We start from the raw sequence: 16,964 nt of genomic DNA on the forward strand, positions 1-16,964 counted from the left end.
GCGTCCGTGGGGCAAGCCGGGAATTATACGGGTATGCGATGCGCAGACCCGCCGCCGCGGCTCCGGTATCATGCCGGCAAAACCACGCAGAGGGTGCCAGCCGATGTTCCGTCCAGCAGGCAGGGGGTCTGTTCCGGCCGGCTGCCGGATCGCGGTGTGGGTGCTGGCCGGCGTGCTGACGGGCTGTTCGTCGCCGGGTTCGGCGCCGAAGGCCGGCAAGCTGTCCAGCTACGCGCCGCAGCATCTGCTCAAGACCGACCTCAATCGCGTGGCGGAAGCGCATCAGCAGCAGATCTTCGCCAGCCTGCGCCGGCTCGCGGTGAGGCTGTACAAGCGCAATCCGCGCGAGTGGCGCAAGTCGGGGGCGGACAGCCTGGAGGCCGCGGTGGCGCGCATCTTCGACGAGCAGCACCACTGGCGTTTCGAGGCGCTGGGCAACCGCCGCGACCTCGAGGCGCTGCGCGTGGCGCTGCATCCGGAATTCCGCGGCGACCGCGTCCAGGCTTTCGTCGTCGGCCTGGGCAGCATGGTGCAGACGGCCTTCGGCGACAGGGAAGAATTCTTCATCCTGGATGCTCTTGCGGCCCAGCACCTCTACAATGCGGCCCGCAACATCGAGATCGCGGCGTGGAAGCTCTCCGCCGCCCGCGACGAGCGGGGCGGAGCGCTGCTGCTGTCCAACCAGACGGGAGATGCAGCCGGTTCCGCCGCCAACCTGAGCTTCGAGCGCGAGTTCGGCCGCATCATCGGCTCGCTCGACACGCTCGCCGACGTCGTCGAGGAACAGACGGAACGCACGGTCACCCGCGTGGTCCAGAACCTGGCGACCGCCGTATTCCTGCCGGTGCATTGAGCCCGCCGGCAATCATCATCGTGCCAGTTTTCCAATGAAGTCCATCGTCATCCTGATCTCCGGCCGTGGCAGCAACATGCAGGCCATCGTCCGCGCGGCCGTTCCCGGCGTGCGCATCGCCGCGGTCGTCAGCAACCGGCCGGATGCGGCCGGGCTGGACTTCGCCGCCGCGCACGGCATCGCCTGCGCGGTGGTCGATCACAAGGGGTTCGCCGATCGCACCGCGTTCGATGCCGCGCTGGCCGAGACCATAGACGGCTACCGGCCCGACCTGGTCGTGCTCGCCGGCTTCATGCGCGTGCTCACCGACGACTTCGTCCGCCGCTACGCCGGCCGGCTGATGAACATCCATCCCTCGCTGCTGCCGGCCTTCCCCGGTCTGCACACGCACCGGCGGGCGCTGGAGGCCGGCGTGCGGGTGCATGGCGCGACGGTGCACTTCGTGACGCCGACGCTCGATTGCGGCCCCATCGTCGTGCAGGCGGCGGTGCCGGTGCTGCCGGACGACGACGAGGCGGCCCTGGCCGCGCGCGTGCTCGCGCAGGAGCACCGCATCTACCCGCAGGCGGTGCGCTGGTTCGCCGAGGGCAGGCTGGGCCTGGGGGCCGACGGGCGGGTGCGGCTGCGCGGCGAACTGCCGGTCGTCGCGGGCTGGACGGTGCCCGCGCTCGAATGCTGAGCGACGCAGCCCGATGATGCGACGCACGGCCATCGCCGCTCTGGGGATCTCGGTCCTGCTGCACGGCGCGCTGCTGGCGGGCGGCGACCTGGCGTTCGCGCCGCGCGTCGAGCCCGAACTGCCGCCGGTCATGCAGGCGCGGCTGATCGAGCCGCCGCCCGTCGCCGTGCCGGCGCCGGTACCGCCCGCCCCCGCTGCCGCGGCGCCGCAAGCCAGGCCCGTGCCCAAGCCGCGGCCGCCGGCGAAGCCCAAGGCGCCGCCTGCGCCGGCCCCGGTCGCCCTGGCGGCTCCGACCGCCACGCAGAGCGACGCGATGCCCGATGCGCCATCCGGCGCTGCCGAGCCTTCCGCGCCCGTGCCGGAGGAAGCGGCGGACGTCCCGGCGGAGATGGCGGCCGCCGACGAGGGCGTTCGCGCCGATGCCGTGGATGCCGAAGGCTGGCCCGACCGCGGCAGCATCGTGTTCCGCGTGTTCATGGGCGACAAGGGATTCGAAGTCGGGCAGGCCCGGCACCAGTGGTCGCACGACGAGCACAGCTACCGCATGGAAACCCTGTTGCAGACCACCGGGCTGGTCGGGCTGATGCGCAGCCTGCATTACGTGCAGCGCAGCGAGGGCGAACTCGGGCCGCAGGGGCTCAAGCCGCTGCGCTTCACCGTGGAGCAGGGCGGCAAGCGGCCGGAGAGTGCGGAATTCGACTGGGCGGGCGGGCGCGTCAGCATCCGCCGCGACGGCCGCGAGCGGCGCTCGGCCGACATCCGGCCCGGCGACCAGGACGTGCTGAGCCTGTGGCACCAGATCGGCATCGTCGGCGCGGCCGGGCTGCCGAAGACGATCACGGTGGTGAGCAACAAGGGCGCCAAGCCCGCGCTGCTCGAGGCGGTGGGCAGCGAAAACGCCAGGCTGCCGATCGGCCGGCTCGACACCCTGCACCTGAGGGCGCAGGCGAGCGACGGCAGCCTGACGATAGACATCTGGCTGGCGAAGAACTACGGCATGTTGCCGGTACGCATCCGCCTGGTCGATGGCGACGGCGAATCCCTGGACCAGCAGGCGATCCAGTTGCGGCTGGCGCCGCCGGGCGAGGAAGCCGCGGCCGCCGCGGCCAGCGTGGCGGCCGCGGGCGAGCCGGAAATGATCGAACTCAAGGAAGAGCCCAGGCCCGCCCCCGGCCTGCAGGAAGACATCTACCGCAACTGACGGGACGACATGGAAAAACACGACAAGGGCGCGCGTACGGCGACGAGGCCGGCTGCCGCGGACAAGGCGGGTGGCGCCGGCAGGGCCGAGGGCGCGGTGTCGCGCGTGCTCTTCATCCAGGCGACGCAGGCGCTGGGTGCCGTGCTGGGCTTCGAGCATCCGGCCGACGCCGTGCTGTCGCGCCATTTCCGCGACAACCGCGAACTCGGCCATCGCGACCGCGCCTTCATCGCCGAGGCGGTGTACGGCGTGCTGCGCCGGCTGCGCTGGCTGCGCCGCCTGGCGGGCGACCGCGCCACGCCGCGCGAACTGCTGCTCGCTTGGTTCGCGCGCGGCGAGGGCTGGCCGATGCGGGCCTTCGAAGGCTTGGCATCGGCCACCGAACGCGACTGGCTGGCCGGCATCAAGGCCGCGGAACCGGGCGAAGGCACGCTGGCCGAGCGCGCTGACCTGCCGGACTGGCTGGCCGCGCGCCTGCTGGCGACCCACGACGAGGCCGCGCTGCTGGCGCTGGCCCGCAGCCTGAACCGGCCGGCGCCGCTGGACCTGCGGGTGAATCTGCTGAAGGCCGACCGCGACGCGGTGCTCGCCCGCCTGGACGAGGACGGCATCGCCGCCAGGTCGGGCGCGCTGTCGCCGCAGGCGATCCGCCTCGCCGGCAAGCCGGCGCTGCAGAAGCACCCGCTGTTCCTCGACGGCAGCTTCGAAGTGCAGGACGAGGGCAGCCAGTTGCTCGGCCTGCTGGTGCAGCCCAAGCGCGGCGAACTGGTCGTCGACTTCTGCGCCGGCGCCGGCGGCAAGACCCTGCAACTGGGCGCGATGATGCGCTCCACCGGCCGGCTCTATGCCTTCGACGTGTCGGACAAGCGCCTGGCGAAACTCAAGCCGCGCATGGCGCGCGCCGGGCTGAGCAACGTGCATCCGGTGCTGATCGCGCACGAGAACGATGCCAAGGCGAAACGCCTGGCCGGCAAGGCCGACCGCGTGCTGGTCGATGCCCCCTGCAGCGGGCTCGGTACGCTGCGCCGCAATCCCGACCTGAAGTGGCGCCAGAGCGCGGCCGCCGTGGACGAGATGGTGGCGAAGCAGGGCGCCATACTCGCGGCCGCGGCGCGGCTGGTGCGGCCAGGCGGCCGCCTGGTGTATGCCACCTGCAGCCTGCTGGCGGAGGAGAACGATGGCGTGGTCGACGCCTTCCTCGCCGCCCACCCGGAATTCCACCAGTCGTCCGCCCAGGCGGTGCTGGAAAAGCAGGGCGTGGCGCTGGCGACCGGCGAGCGCCTGCGGTTGTCGCCGGCCATGCACGACACCGACGGCTTCTTCGCCGCGGTGCTGGAGCGCGCCGATGCCTGAGCGGCGCCGGCTGGCAGCATGCCTGCTGGCGTTCGCCGTCGCCGGGTCCGCCGCGGCCAGCCAGCGCTTCGCCGCGCGCGGCGAGGTCGAAGTGGCGTTCTCGCCGCGCGACGATGCCGAAGGGGTGCTGATCGGCGTCATCGGCGGGGCCCGGCGTACGCTGCTGGTGCAAGCCTATGCGTTCACCAGCCGCAGGATCGCCGATGCGCTGGTTGCGGCGAGCCGGCGCGGCGTGCGGGTCGAAGTGCTGGCCGACGCCCAGATGAACCGCCGCGGCACGGGAAACGCGCTGCCGCGCCTGCTGGAGGCCGGCATTCCGGTGGCGCTGGAAACCGGATACAACGCGGCGCACAACAAGCTGCTGATCGTCGATGCCGACGGACCGGGCTGCGCCGTGGTCACCGGTTCGTACAACTTCACCTGGTCGGCGCAGAACCGCAATGCCGAGAACCTGCTCGTGCTGCGCGGGCATTGCACGCTGGCCGACGCCTATCGCGACAACTGGCGGCGGCATCGCGCCGAGGCCACCCCGATCACCCGACTACCCTGGAGCCCATGACGATGGCAGAACCCGCAACGACTCCGCCGGCCGACGATGCCATGGTGGCCGAATTCGCCGCACTACTGAAGAACATCTGGAAAGACCTGCACGACCCCTTCGTGCTGTGGCAGGTGGGCGCGCTGCTCCTGTGCCTGCTGGGCGCCTGGTTCGTCCTGCGCATGGTGCGCGAGCATACCGCGGCGGGGGCCGGGGAGGACGTGAGCGCCGCACGGCGCTTCGGCCGCAGCGGGCTGCGCCGGGTGGTGTTCCCGCTGTCGGCGCTCATCTTCGTGGTGATCGTGCGCCCCGTGCTGGCGCGCTATCACAACGTGCATCTGCTCGATCTGGCGATGCCCCTGCTGGGCTCGATGGCGGTGATCCGCTTCGTCGTCTATACGGTGCGGCAGGCGGCGGGGGGCGCGTCGAGCTGGCTGGGCGGCTTCGAGAAGACCTTCGCCGGCCTGGTCTGGTCGGTGGTCGCGCTGCACATCGTGGGCTGGCTGCCGGAGGTGATCGACGCGCTGGACGCGGTGTCCTTCTCGATCGGCAGCCAGAAGCTGTCGCTGTGGCTCGTCCTGCAGGGCATGGCGATGGTCCTGCTGACGGTGCTCGTCGCGCTGTGGGTGGCGGGCCTGCTGGAGCGGCGCATCGTCGCCGCGGCCGGCATGGACCTCAACATGCGCACCGTGCTGACGCGCATCACACGGGCCATGCTGATCGTCGTCGCGGTGCTGATCGCGCTGCCGATGGTGGGCATCGATCTGACCACGCTGTCGGTGTTCGGCGGCGCGCTCGGCGTGGGCCTCGGTTTCGGCCTGCAGAAGATCGCCGCCAACTACGTGTCGGGCTTCATCATCCTGCTCGACCGCTCGATCCGCATCGGCAACCTGATCACCGTCGGCAGCGAGCGCGGCGTCGTGAGCGAGATCACCACCCGCTACACGGTGGTGAAGGCGGCGAACGGCATCGAGTCCATCATCCCGAACGAAACGCTGGTCGGTTCGGTGGTGCGCAACGAGACCTTGAACGACACCAAGGTCATGCTGCCGATCTCGATCCAGGTGGGCTACGAAGTGGACATCGAACGGGCGCTGGAGATCATGGTCGAAGTGACCGGAGCACATTCGCGGGTGCTCGACCAGCCGGCGCCGAAGGGTTTTCTCTCCGACTTTGGCGAGAGCGGCATCAACCTCAAGCTGCTGTGCTGGATCGCCGATCCCGAGGAAGGCACGCTGGGCATCACGTCGGCGATCAACATGGAAGTGTGGCGGCGCTTCAAGCGCGAGGGGATCAGCATCCCTTTCCCGCAGCGCGAAGTGCGCGTGCTCGGGGCGGTCGCGGTGAGCGCCGGCACGGCGGAGGACGGGCCGCCGGCCGCGATCGCCGCCGGGCCGGCGAGTTGAGCGGGATGCGGCGCGCCGGTCCCGTGGCCGCTTTCGAGTAGAATCGAAGCGGCAAGTTTTTCAATCGAAAGGATATTTTCAAGAATGTACAGCGGGTTGTTCGATCTCCCCTGGTGGGGCTACGTCCTGGCGGCCCTGGCGCTGACTCACGTCACCATCGCCTCGGTCACCATCTTCCTGCACCGCCACCAGGCGCACCGTGCGCTCGAGCTGCATCCCGTTGCCAGCCATTTCTTCCGCTTCTGGCTGTGGCTCACCACCGGCATGGTCACCAGGGAATGGGCGGCCATCCATCGCAAGCACCACGCCAAGTGCGAAACCGAGGACGATCCGCACAGCCCGCAGACGCGCGGCCTGCGCAAGGTCCTGTGGCAGGGCGCCGAACTCTACCGCGCCGAAGCGAAGAACGCCGAGACGCTGCAGCGCTATGGCCACGGCACTCCGGACGACTGGCTGGAACGCAAGGTCTACCGCCACTCGGTGGCCGGTGTGTCGATCATGATGATCATCGACCTCGTCGCCTTCGGCCCCGTCGGCCTGACGATCTGGGCGGTGCAGATGGCGTGGATTCCGTTCTGGGCGGCCGGCGTGATCAACGGCGTGGGCCATTTCTGGGGCTACCGCAACTTCGACTGCGCCGACGCCTCGCGCAACCTGGTGCCGTGGGGCGTGCTGATCGGCGGCGAGGAACTGCACAACAACCACCACAGCTTCGCCACCTCGGCCAAGCTGTCGGCGAAGTGGTACGAGTTCGACATCGGCTGGATGTACATCCGCCTGCTCGAGATGCTGCGCCTGGCCAGGGCCAAGAAGATCATCCCGACGCCCCGCTTCGGCGAACTCAAGCTGACGCCCGATTTCGAAACGCTGCAGGCCATCGTGACGCACCGCTACGACGTCATGACGCGCTACATGGCCTCGCTGCGGCGCGTCTGCGCCGACGAGGTCGAGCGCCTGAAGGCGAGCCACGCCGGCCGCTTCGACGTCACCGCGCTCAAGCGCTGGGTGCTGTCGGGCGAGGAGCGCCACCTCAAGGACGGCGAGAAGGAACAGTTGCGCGACGTGGTCGCGCACAGCCAGGCGCTGACCACCGTGGTCACGATGCGCGAGGAACTGACTGCGCTGTGGGCGCGCTCCAACGCGACCCGCGAGCAACTGCTGGCGCAGTTGCACGACTGGGTGGCGCGGGCGGAGCAGAGCGGCATCCAGCAGTTGCAGGAGTTTTCGCTGCGGCTGCGTCGCTACGCGGCGTGATCGGTGGGTCGGGGCCTGCCGGACCCTCGGATTGCAGCGGCGGTGCCGCTTCGCGCGGCCGCCGCGGTTCAGCCGCGGACCGCGTCGGCCCAGCAGTTGGGCGTTTCGTACAGCCGCACCCGTTCCAGGCGCAGATGGTTGCCGTAGGTGTCGCGGTAGGCCGGGTCGAGGATGCGGAAGGCTTCGGCGGCGAGGTTCTCGGCGGTGGGCACGACGTCGAGCACCACCGTCTTGTGGCCCGGCACGCTGGCGAGGAAGTCGGCGACCAGGGTGTCGCCGCGATAGACCAGGAAGGCGTGGTCCCACTGGCTGACCACCAGTTCGTTCGCGATCCGCTTGACGTCGGCGAAGTCCATCACCATGCCATTGACCGGCAGCCCGTCGGCCTTGATGATCTCGCCCGACAGCGTGACCTCGATCGCATAGCGGTGGCCGTGCAGATGGCGGCACTGGCTGGCGTGATCCGGGATCCGGTGTCCGGCATCGAATTCGAGACGGCGGGTGATGCGCATGGCGAACCTCTGCTGAAGGGGCGCGGATTATACCATTTCCGCCGCCCCGGACCGCCGGGGCGCATCTGCAAGTGATTGAGCAAACGATGATTTCCGACTCCTCCCGCGCTGCCCGGCCGCTTTCGGTGCGCGATCACGACCGCGATCTCGCCGGCCTGACCTACGTCTATCCGGTGCTGTCGCGGCGTGCCGGCGGCGTGTCGGTCGGCATCAACCTCAACCCGAACAATGCCTGCAACTGGCATTGCGCCTACTGCCAGGTGCCCGGCCTCGTGCGCGGCAAGGCGCCCGTCATCGATCTGGAAGTGCTCGAAGCCGAACTGCGCGGCTTCCTGCACGATCTCGTACATGGCGACGGGCTGCGGCGCCTTGCGCCCGAAGGCGCACGCGTGATCTGCGACATCGCGTTTTCCGGCAACGGCGAGCCGACGAGCGCGGAGGCGTTTCCGCAGGTGGTGGAACGCGTGCTCGCGCTGCGTGACGAATTTGGCCTCGGCGCACGGACGGACGCGGAGCCGGTGCCCGTGCGCCTGATCACCAACGGCAGCCTGATGGCGCAGGCCCGCGTGCAGCAGGGCGTGAGCCGGCTGGGCGAGGCGGGCGGCGAGGTCTGGTTCAAGGTGGACGCCGGCACGACGGCGGCGATCGAGCGGATCAACGGCGTCCACCTCGCGCCGGATGTGCTGGCGCGCCATCTCGCGCGCTGCGCCGGACTGTGCGCCACCTGGGTGCAGACCTGCATGTTCCGCTGGGACGGCGCGGCGCCGTCGGACGACGACGTGGAGGCTTATCTCGAGGTGCTGCGGCAGGCCGGCATCCACCGGCTGCGCGGCGTGCTGCTCTACGGCATCGCGCGGCCGTCGATGCAGCCCGAGGCGGTGCGGCTGTCGCCGCTTGCGCCCGAAGATCTCGAAGCCATCGGCGAGCGCATCAAAAAAGAAGGGCTGACGGTCCGCGTCAGCCCTTGATGGCTCGACGAAGCGCGAGGGTCAGCGTTCCCTGCGCTTCGCGCGGGCTTCCTTTTTGAGCGACTTGTACAGATCCGGATTGGTCGCCTTCAGGTATTCCGCGACATCCACGTCGTCCTTCTTGACCTTGTCGATGTCGATCTGCTCGATATGCACCAGTCGCAGCAGGGCCTGCACGGGGCGCGGGATATTGCGGCCGCTTTCGTAGCGGGAGCCGCCGCTTTGCGTCACGCCGATCTTCGACCAGAACTGCGATTGGTTCAGGCCGAGCTTGCGGCGGATTTCGCGAACGTCGATCTTGTCGGTGCCTTTCATGATTTCGTCCTATCGATGTGACCTGCGCAGCCGGCTCTTGCATGCTCCGGCGGTAAGCGCTGTCAATGGGATTAATACTACTAAAGTTGTATTGCAGCCTAAGTATAGATCACCCTTTCGCATAAATTCAATGTGCATTAGCCCGCGTTGCGGGTTAATCGCAGGCAATATTCGCGTTCCGGTGTGAAATATGACCATCGTCGGGTGCGGGCGGCACGGTTCCGTACCGCATCCGCCGCACGGGGCCTGGCGGGCGTCCTCAGTTTCCGGATTCCTGCAAAAAACTCCGCCTTTCGCTAGAATCCGAGGCTTTATCCACAAGCACTTGGATACAGCGATGGCACTGATAGTTCAGAAGTACGGCGGTACCTCGGTAGGCAGCCCCGACCGCATCAAGAACGTCGCGCGCAAGGTCGCGAAGTTCCGTGCCGAGGGGCATCAGGTGGTGGTGGTCGTGTCCGCGATGAGTGGCGAGACCAATCGCCTGATCGCGCTGACGAAGGACGTGGCCGCGAATCCGAATCCGCGCGAGCTGGACGTCGTCATCTCCACGGGCGAGCAGGTCACGATCGGCCTGCTGTGCATGGCCCTCGAGGACATCGGCGTGCATGCAAAGAGCTACACCGGCGCGCAGGTCAAGATCCTGACCGACTCGATGCACACCAAGGCGCGCATCCTGAACATCGACGAAGCGCCGATACGCCGGGATCTCGACGAGGGCAAGGTCGTCGTCGTCGCCGGCTTCCAGGGCGTGGACGAGCACGGCAGCATCACCACGCTCGGCCGCGGCGGCTCGGACACCACCGGCGTGGCGCTGGCCGCCGCGCTCGGTGCCGACGAGTGCCAGATCTATACCGACGTCGATGGCGTCTATACCACCGACCCGCGCATCGTCGCCGAAGCCCGCAAGCTCGACACGATCACCTTCGAGGAGATGCTGGAAATGGCCAGCCTCGGCTCGAAGGTCCTGCAGATCCGCTCGGTGGAATTCGCCGGCAAGTACAAGGTCAAGCTGCGCGTCCTCTCCAGTTTCGAAGAGGGAGGCGAGGGCACGCTCATCACCGTTGAGGAAGACAACAACATGGAACAGCCCGTCATCTCCGGCATCGCCTTCAACCGCGACGAAGCCAAGCTCACCGTGCTCGGCGTGCCCGACAAGCCCGGCATCGCCTACCAGATCCTCGGGCCGGTCGCCGATGCCAACATCGACGTGGACATGATCATCCAGAACGTCGGCCACGACGGCACGACGGACTTCTCGTTCACCGTCGGCCGCGCCGATCTCGAGAGGGCCGTGAAGGTTCTCGAAGGCGTGAAGACCCACATCGGCGCCCGCGCGGTCGAGGCCGACAAGACCAACTGCAAGGTCTCGGTGGTGGGCGTCGGCATGCGCTCGCACCCGGGGGTGGCCTCCAGGATGTTCCGCACGCTGGCCGAGGAAGGCATCAACATCCAGATGATCTCCACCTCCGAGATCAAGATTTCCGTCGTCATCGACGAGAAATACCTGGAACTGGCGGTACGCGTGCTGCACAAGGCTTTCGGCCTGGATCTGGCCGCCTGACCGGGCGGCCGCGGATCGCGGCCTTAGCGTTTGACCGGGGCGCGGCGACTCGCTATCATCGCGCCTTCTTTGAGGAGACGTGGCCGAGAGGTCGAAGGCACTCCCCTGCTAAGGGAGCATGCGGGCTAAAACTCGCATCGAGGGTTCGAATCCCTCCGTCTCCGCCAACGGAACATACGCCCGGGCCGTCGATCGGCCCGGGCGTTTTCTTTTTGCGCCTCCGGCTGCCGCCGATCGCCGAACCTCCGTCCGGCGAAAGGTCCAGCGCCACGCCGCAAGCCGGCGGAGCAGGGCTTTCCAGGGCGGCGACGGTACGAGCGTTCGAGGAGACGACACGATGCATCCGGACTCGCTGCCGCCCGCGGGCGGCGCTTTCCCGTCGCCGCTGCCCGCGGCGCTTCCCCGCATCGCGCTGCTTGGCACCGGCGGCACCATCGCCGCGTCCGCGCGGGATGCGGTCCAACTGCACGACTACCGGGTCACCGAGGGCGTCGACGCCATCCTGGCGGCGGTGCCGCAGGTCCGCGAACTGGCCGAGGTGCATTGCGAACAGTTGATGAACGTCGAGAGCCACGAGATCGACGACGCCGGGCTGCTCGCGATCGCGCGCCGCGTCCAGGCGCTGCTCGACGACGATGGGATCGATGGCGTGGTGCTCACCCACGGCACCGATACGCTGGAAGAGACCGCCTATTTCCTCAACCTGGTGCTGGACAGCGCCAAGCCGGTGGTGATCGTCGGCGCGATGCGTCCGGCGAGCGCGCTCAGCGCCGACGGCCCGCTGAACCTGCTCAATGCGTTCCGCCTCGCGACCTGTGCGGAAGCGGCCGGCAAGGGTGTGCTGGTGATGCTCAACGACCGCATCGGCGCGGCGCGCCACGTGACCAAGATGCATACCACCGCCACCGACGCCTTCTTCTCCGTGGAGCAGGGCAGCCTGGGCGAGATCGCGGGGGGCGTGGTGCATTTCTTCAATGCGCCGACGCGGCGGCACACGGTACACAGCGAGTTCTCGCTGGCGGACATCGGCGAACTGCCGCAGGTCGACATCATCTTCGACCACCTGGGCGCGGGCACGCACCTGTATCGCGCGGCGATCGCGGCCGGAGCGCGGGGCATCGTGCTGGCGGCCACCGGCAACGGCAGCCTGTCGCCGTCGGCGCGGCAGGGGGCGGAGGAGGCGAAGCGCCACGGCGTGGCCTTCGTGCGCGCGAGCCGGGTGGGGCAGGGGGTGGTGACCGATTCCGCCGACGATGCGGTGCTCGGCACCATCGCCGCGAACTCCCTCAACCCGCAGAAGGCGAGGCTCCTGCTGATGCTGGCCTTGTGCGTCACGCGGGACACGGATGCGATCCGCGAATGTTTCCGCCGCTACTGATCCCATCCGCCGGGCGCACGGCGCACGCGTCCGGCGCCGCCGCGGAGCGTGCCGGCGGCATGTGGGCGATAATGGCGCCCCATCGCCAACAGCCAGGGGAGGCCGGATGAAGACCGTCAGCATCAATGGTGTCGAACTCGAATACGTGCGCCTGCGTTCCGCGCATGCACGGGAGGGTGCGCCGCCCATCGTGTTCCTGCATGAAGGGCTCGGTTCGATCTCGATGTGGCGCGACTTTCCGCAGAAGGTCGCCGATGCGACGGGTTGCGAGGCGGTCGTGTATTCACGCGCCGGCTACGGCCGTTCGGGCCCCGAGCCGCGGCCCCGCACCGCGCGCTACCTGCACGAACAGGGGCTGGACGTGCTGCCGGCCCTGCTCGCGAAGCTGGGCATCGAGCGTCCCATCCTCCTGGGGCACTCGGACGGCGGCTCGATCGCGCTGATCTGCGCCGGCGGTACCGGCACGCCGCTTGCCGGCATCGCCATCATGGCGCCGCACGTCATGGTGGAGGACATCTCCCTCCACGGCATCCGGCTGGCGCGGCAAGCCTATCTCGACACCGACCTGCGGGAGCGGCTGGGCAAATACCATGCGCAGGTCGACGCGGTCTTCTGGGCGTGGAACGACGTCTGGCTCAGCCCCGCCTTCCGCGACTGGAACATCGAGGAATACCTGCCGCGCATCGCCTGCCCGATCATGGCCATCCAGGGCGAGGACGACGAGTACGGCACCATGGAACAGCTCGATCGCATCGCCGCGCAGGCCCGCGACGTGGATCTGGTGAAGCTGGCCGACTGCCGGCACTCGCCGCACAAGGATCAGGAGCAGGCGGTGATCGACGCGGTGGCCGGCTTCGTGGAGCGTGTCGCGGGCGGTTGACGCCGCGGGCGGGTGCCTTCCGCGGGTTTTCCCATTGTTTCCGGGTCGGGGCGCCACCTCGGCAAGTCGTTGTCGTCTGAAGTTCCGCCGTGCCGGCCGGTGCGGCCTTCACGATGGAGGCGGGCGTGCTCGCGAGCCTGTTCGAAATCCTGGCCATCACCGGGCCGATCTACATCCTCATCGCGCTCGGCTTCGGCGCGGTGAGGCTGCGCCTGCTGGCCACCGCCGAACTGCGCGCGCTGGGCGTGTTCGTCATCAGCTTCGCCCTGCCCGCACTGCTGTTCAAGGCGCTGTCGCCACGCCCGCTGGGCGCGCTGATCGACCCCGATGCGCTGTTCGCGTATACGCTCGCCTCCCTGCTGATGGCGGGGCTGGGCATCGGCCTGACGGTGTTCGTCAAGCGGCGCGGCCTGCAGGAGGGGGCCATGCTGGCGATGGGCATGGCGGTGTCGAACAGCGCCTTCGTCGGCCTGCCGATCGCGCAGCCGCTGTTCGGCGCGGCGGCCAGCGCCAACCTGGCGATCTACCTGGTGGTGGAGAGCATGATCATGCTGCCGCTGCTGCTCACGGTGGCCGAGATCGGCGGCAGCGGGCGCGGGCGGCTGGGCCAGGTGCTGCGCAACGTGATCGGCAATCTGGTGCGCAACCCGATGATCGTGGCCATCGTCGCCGGCGTCGCCTGCGCGGCGCTCGCCGTACGGATTCCGCTGCCGCTGGCGCGGGCGGTCGACATGCTGGCGACGGCCTCGGCGCCGGTGGCGCTGTTCTACATCGGCGGCACCCTGGCGAGCCTCAGCGTGCGCGGCATGGCGGGCAGCATCGGCGTGATCATGGCGGGCAAGCTGGGCGGGCATGCGCTCGTGGTGTTCCTGCTGCTGCTCGCGCTGCCGGGGCTCGATCCCGCCCTCAAGGCGGCGCTGGTCCTGAATGCGTGCATGCCGATGGCGAGCATCTATCCGATCGTGGCGCAGAAATACGGCCAGCAGGGAATCGCGGCCGCGGCGCTGGTGGCGACCACGGTGGCTTCCTTCCTCACCATCAGCGCGGTGGTCTGGGTGATGAAGACCCACGGCCTCGTCGGCATGCATGCCTAGGGCGGAAGGCCATGCATCCGGCGCGTGGCGTTCGAGCGGAAGGCGCGCCCGGCGGGCGGCGTGCATTAAAGTGTCGCCGCCGGGCCGCCGCCGGCGCGGCCCTTCGTCCCGTCAGGAGTCATGTCGCACATGAGCAAAGTCCTCGTCATCAACGGCCCCAACCTCAATCTGCTCGGCACGCGCGAGCCGCACATCTACGGCTCGACCACGCTGGCCGACGTCGAAGACGGCCTGCGCGCGCAGGCGCGGGAGCTGGGGCTGGAGCTGGAGTGCTTCCAGAGCAACCACGAAGGGGCGATCGTCGATCGCATCCACCAGGCCCGGCTCGAGGGCGTGAAGTTCGTGCTCATCAACCCGGGTGCCTACACCCATACCAGCGTGGCGATCCGCGACGCCTTCGGCGGCGTGGCGATCCCCTTCGTCGAGGTGCACATCTCCAACGTGCATAAGCGCGAAGCCTTTCGCCACCACTCCTACCTGTCGGACGTCGCCGAGGCGGTGATGGCCGGCTTCGGCACGATGGGCTACAGCCTCGCGCTGCAGTTCATCGCCGCGAAACTGCGCTGAACGGCATCCGGCACGAAAGCCTGCTCCAGCGGGTAGCTCGCCGGCGGCGGGGCGTCCGGTCCGGCGAGGCGGCGCACCGGGGCCTTCAGGCTGCCGAAGGCGTGCTCGACCGGGTGCAGGGCGGTTGCGGCCGCGGTGCCGGCGATGATGCCTTCGGCGAGCGGCGTGTTGCGCACGCGGCAGGCCAGGAGGCGCCGGATGATCCGCCCCGGGTAGCCCAGCGGCTCCAGTCCGCTCGCGAAGGCACCGACGTAGCGCGCCGCCAGCGCCTCGTCGCTGGGTTCGAGCGGCACGACGCGGGCATCGCTGCCCTTGAACTGCAGCGTGTGGTGATCCGTGGGCAGGCTGAACACGACGGCGATCGCGCCGTTGCGGCGCACGTCGTCGATCAGCCCGGCCGAGGCGGCGGCCGACAGCAGGATGGTGAGGCCGCGCCGGTCTGCGGCGACGCGGCCGCCGGTCTGCGCATAGGTCGGCGTGTGGCAGTCGTTGCAGCCGGCGATCCGCACCATGTAGCGGCCGCGTTCGATCGTGCCGGCATCGGCCGCCGTCTGCGCCGCCGCGGGGCCGGCCTCCGCGGCGGCGGTGCCGGGCATGGCCGCCAGCAGGGCGGTTGCGATGTGTGCGAGCGTGTTCCTGATCATCATGGCGTCTCTCCTGTCGTCCTGGCTTCGCGCCGGGCGGGAGCCGCGGCGAGCGAAGGCCAGTGTGGCCGGACGGGCGGAGGGCCGAGGCTAAATCTCGCCTCAACGAATCCTAAGAATTTGCTAGGCGCCGCGGACGAATGGAACGGCCCCGCCTTGGAGACGAGACGGGGCCGATGGGAAAGCGCCGGCGCGCGGTGGCGTCCGGATTATTCGGCGGGGCCTATCGTCAGCTCGACGTCGCCGACGCGGTCGATGTGGCCGGTGATGCGGTCGCCCGGGCCGACCGCGCCGACGCCTTCAGGCGTGCCGGTGTAGATCAGGTCGCCAGCCTGCAGGTGATAGAACTGCGACAGGTCGGCGATGATCTCGCCGATGTTCCAGATCAGTTGTGATACGTCGCCCGACTGGCGGGTCACGCCATTGACGGCGAGCGTGATGGCGCCGCTGTCGAGCACGCCCAGATCGCCGGCGGGCAGGATGGCGCTGCACACCGCGGCGTTCTCGAAGTCCTTGGCGAGGTCCCAGGGGCGGCCGGCTTCGCGCGCGATCGCCTGCAGGTCGCGGCGCGTCATGTCGAGGCCCGCGGCATAGCCGTGGATCAGCCGGTGCGCATCGGCCTCCGCGACGCGGAAACCTGGCGCGCCGAGCGCGACGACCAGTTCCATCTCATGATGGAAGTCGGCCGTGCCGGGCGGATAGGGGATGGTCGCGCCGCTGTCGACCAGCGCCGCCGGCGTCTTGGTGAAGTAGAAGGGGCGGGAGGCCTCCTTGTCCACGCCCTTCATGCCCATCTCGATGGCATGTGCCTGGTAGTTGCGGCCGACGCAGAAGATGCGGTTTACTGGGTAGCGCGCCGAGCTGCCGACGACGGGCAGCGACGCGACAGAGGGTGGGGGCCACAGGTAGGTCGGATGGGTCATGGAGCCGTCTCCGGGCTTACCAGAGCTGCCACCACGGACGGGTATCCGCAGGGCCGCCGGCAAAGTAGACGCTGTCGGGGAAGTTCTTGCGCATCACGCGGTCGGCGTCGTCGCGCAGGTCGTTCATGCCGAGTGCGTCGTAGCTCTTGACCAGCAGGAACAGTCCTTCCTCGTTGGCCGGCGCCTGCGGAAAGCTCGTCAGCGCGGTCTTGGCGCGGTTGATGGCAGCCACATAGGCGCCGCGGCGGTAGTAGTAGCGGGCCACGTGCACTTCGTGCGAGGCGAGCGAGTTGACCAGGTACTGCATGCGCTTTTTCGAATCGTCGGCATAGCGGCTCTCCGGGAAGCGCGTGACCAGTTCGCGGAAGCTCTCGAAAGCCTCCCGTGCGCCCTTCGGGTCGCGCTCGGAAAGGTCCTGGTTGGACAGGCCGGCGAAGAGGCCGAGGTCTTCGTTGAAGTTGACCAGGCCCTTCAGGTAATAGACGTAGTCGACGTTGGGGTGATTCGGGTGCAGCTTGATGAAGCGGTCGGCCGCGGCCAGCGCCAGGGCGGGTTCGTTCTGCTTGTAGTAGGCGTAGGCCGATTCGAGCTGCGCCTGCTGGGCGTAGCGGCCGTAGGGGTAGCGGGCCTCGAGCTTCTCGAACAGCTTCACCGCGCGGTCGTAGCCGCCTTCGCCCATCGATGCCTTGGCCTCGGAGTAGAGCTTCTGCGCGTTCCAGCCCGCAGTTTCGTCGATCTCTTCAGGCAGGATGCCGCAGCCGCCGAGCAGCAGGGCGCCGATCAGTACGACATTTCCCGCTAAACTTCCCAAGGTGAACCTAGCCATCGATAACGC

The 16,964-nt window shown here is 68.8% G+C and carries 18 protein-coding genes and 1 tRNA gene; 14 read left to right on the forward strand and 5 right to left on the reverse strand.

Translation table 11 applies throughout. The features are described 5' to 3' along the window. Positions 1-103: 103 nt before the first annotated feature. The 7 genes from CCZ27_RS04000 to CCZ27_RS04030 all read left to right on the forward strand — a co-directional run bounded on the left by CCZ27_RS04000 (position 104) and on the right by CCZ27_RS04030 (position 7,284). Positions 104-853, forward strand: coding sequence for a hypothetical protein (locus CCZ27_RS04000; protein ID WP_198363257.1), 750 nt, complete (start codon positions 104-106; stop codon positions 851-853). A 34-nt stretch (positions 854-887) separates the two neighbouring features. After that, a complete protein-coding gene (purN, locus tag CCZ27_RS04005; RefSeq protein WP_096445784.1) occupies positions 888-1,532 on the forward strand; it encodes a phosphoribosylglycinamide formyltransferase in 645 nt (214 codons plus the stop codon). A gap of 13 nt (positions 1,533-1,545) precedes the next feature. Continuing rightward, positions 1,546-2,733, forward strand: coding sequence for a DUF3108 domain-containing protein (locus CCZ27_RS04010; RefSeq protein WP_096445787.1), 1,188 nt, complete (start codon positions 1,546-1,548; stop codon positions 2,731-2,733). A gap of 9 nt (positions 2,734-2,742) precedes the next feature. Continuing rightward, a complete protein-coding gene (locus CCZ27_RS04015) occupies positions 2,743-4,086 on the forward strand; it encodes an RsmB/NOP family class I SAM-dependent RNA methyltransferase (RefSeq protein WP_096445790.1) in 1,344 nt (447 codons plus the stop codon). After that, on the forward strand, positions 4,079-4,645 hold the full coding sequence (locus tag CCZ27_RS04020; RefSeq protein ID WP_096445793.1) for a phospholipase D family nuclease: 567 nt from the start codon (positions 4,079-4,081) through the stop codon (positions 4,643-4,645). The genes CCZ27_RS04015 and CCZ27_RS04020 overlap by 8 nt, the downstream gene beginning before the upstream one ends. 2 nt (positions 4,646-4,647) lie before the next feature. Further along, complete coding sequence (locus CCZ27_RS04025; RefSeq protein ID WP_232516556.1) at positions 4,648-6,030, forward strand: mechanosensitive ion channel family protein; 1,383 nt, start codon at positions 4,648-4,650, stop codon at positions 6,028-6,030. 84 nt (positions 6,031-6,114) lie between these two features. Then, complete coding sequence (locus CCZ27_RS04030) at positions 6,115-7,284, forward strand: DesA family fatty acid desaturase (RefSeq protein WP_096445797.1); 1,170 nt, start codon at positions 6,115-6,117, stop codon at positions 7,282-7,284. 68 nt (positions 7,285-7,352) lie between these two features. Here the strand turns inward: CCZ27_RS04030 and queD are convergent, their stop codons facing one another. Then, the gene (gene queD / locus CCZ27_RS04035) at positions 7,353-7,796 is read right to left on the reverse strand and encodes a 6-carboxytetrahydropterin synthase QueD (RefSeq protein WP_096445800.1); all 444 of its coding nucleotides are present in this window, start codon (positions 7,794-7,796) and stop codon (positions 7,353-7,355) included. Between the two features lie 86 nt (positions 7,797-7,882). Between queD and CCZ27_RS04040 the strand changes: the two genes are divergently transcribed. Beyond that, entirely contained in the window at positions 7,883-8,764 is an 882-nt protein-coding gene (locus CCZ27_RS04040; RefSeq protein ID WP_096445803.1) for a radical SAM protein, read from the forward strand. A gap of 21 nt (positions 8,765-8,785) precedes the next feature. Here CCZ27_RS04040 and CCZ27_RS04045 read toward each other — a convergent pair whose 3' ends face one another. Next, the gene (locus CCZ27_RS04045) at positions 8,786-9,079 is read right to left on the reverse strand and encodes a helix-turn-helix domain-containing protein (protein ID WP_096445806.1); all 294 of its coding nucleotides are present in this window, start codon (positions 9,077-9,079) and stop codon (positions 8,786-8,788) included. Positions 9,080-9,416: 337 nt separating this feature from the next. Between CCZ27_RS04045 and CCZ27_RS04050 the strand changes: the two genes are divergently transcribed. From CCZ27_RS04050 to aroQ, 6 genes are all read left to right on the forward strand, one after another. Beyond that, positions 9,417-10,643: an aspartate kinase gene (locus CCZ27_RS04050; protein ID WP_096445809.1), complete on the forward strand. Its 1,227-nt coding sequence runs from the start codon at positions 9,417-9,419 to the stop codon at positions 10,641-10,643. Between the two features lie 73 nt (positions 10,644-10,716). Further along, positions 10,717-10,810 (forward strand) — tRNA-Ser (locus CCZ27_RS04055). 170 nt (positions 10,811-10,980) lie between these two features. Continuing rightward, positions 10,981-12,021, forward strand: a complete 1,041-nt coding sequence (locus CCZ27_RS04060; protein ID WP_096445812.1) for a type II asparaginase — start codon at positions 10,981-10,983, stop codon at positions 12,019-12,021. 106 nt (positions 12,022-12,127) lie between these two features. Further along, positions 12,128-12,901 carry an alpha/beta fold hydrolase gene (locus CCZ27_RS04065; protein WP_096445814.1) on the forward strand — a complete coding sequence of 258 codons (774 nt, stop codon included), beginning with the start codon at positions 12,128-12,130 and terminating at the stop codon, positions 12,899-12,901. Positions 12,902-12,990: 89 nt separating this feature from the next. Beyond that, positions 12,991-13,995, forward strand: a complete 1,005-nt coding sequence (locus CCZ27_RS04070) for an AEC family transporter (RefSeq protein ID WP_232516557.1) — start codon at positions 12,991-12,993, stop codon at positions 13,993-13,995. A 129-nt stretch (positions 13,996-14,124) separates the two neighbouring features. After that, positions 14,125-14,562, forward strand: a complete 438-nt coding sequence (aroQ, locus tag CCZ27_RS04075) for a type II 3-dehydroquinate dehydratase (RefSeq protein WP_096452147.1) — start codon at positions 14,125-14,127, stop codon at positions 14,560-14,562. On the opposite strand, the gene CCZ27_RS23915 is transcribed toward aroQ, so the two are convergent. From CCZ27_RS23915 to CCZ27_RS04095, 3 genes are all read right to left on the reverse strand, one after another. Further along, entirely contained in the window at positions 14,520-15,209 is a 690-nt protein-coding gene (locus tag CCZ27_RS23915) for a hypothetical protein (protein ID WP_198363384.1), read from the reverse strand. The genes aroQ and CCZ27_RS23915 overlap by 43 nt on opposite strands. A 206-nt stretch (positions 15,210-15,415) precedes the next feature. Then, a complete protein-coding gene (locus CCZ27_RS04090) occupies positions 15,416-16,129 on the reverse strand; it encodes a fumarylacetoacetate hydrolase family protein (RefSeq protein WP_096445818.1) in 714 nt (237 codons plus the stop codon). Positions 16,130-16,145: 16 nt separating this feature from the next. Continuing rightward, complete coding sequence (locus CCZ27_RS04095) at positions 16,146-16,955, reverse strand: outer membrane protein assembly factor BamD (protein WP_096445820.1); 810 nt, start codon at positions 16,953-16,955, stop codon at positions 16,146-16,148. Between the last annotated feature and the right edge of the window lie 9 nt (positions 16,956-16,964).

Source organism: Thauera sp. K11, from assembly GCF_002354895.1.
In the GTDB taxonomy this organism is placed as follows: domain Bacteria; phylum Pseudomonadota; class Gammaproteobacteria; order Burkholderiales; family Rhodocyclaceae; genus Thauera; species Thauera sinica.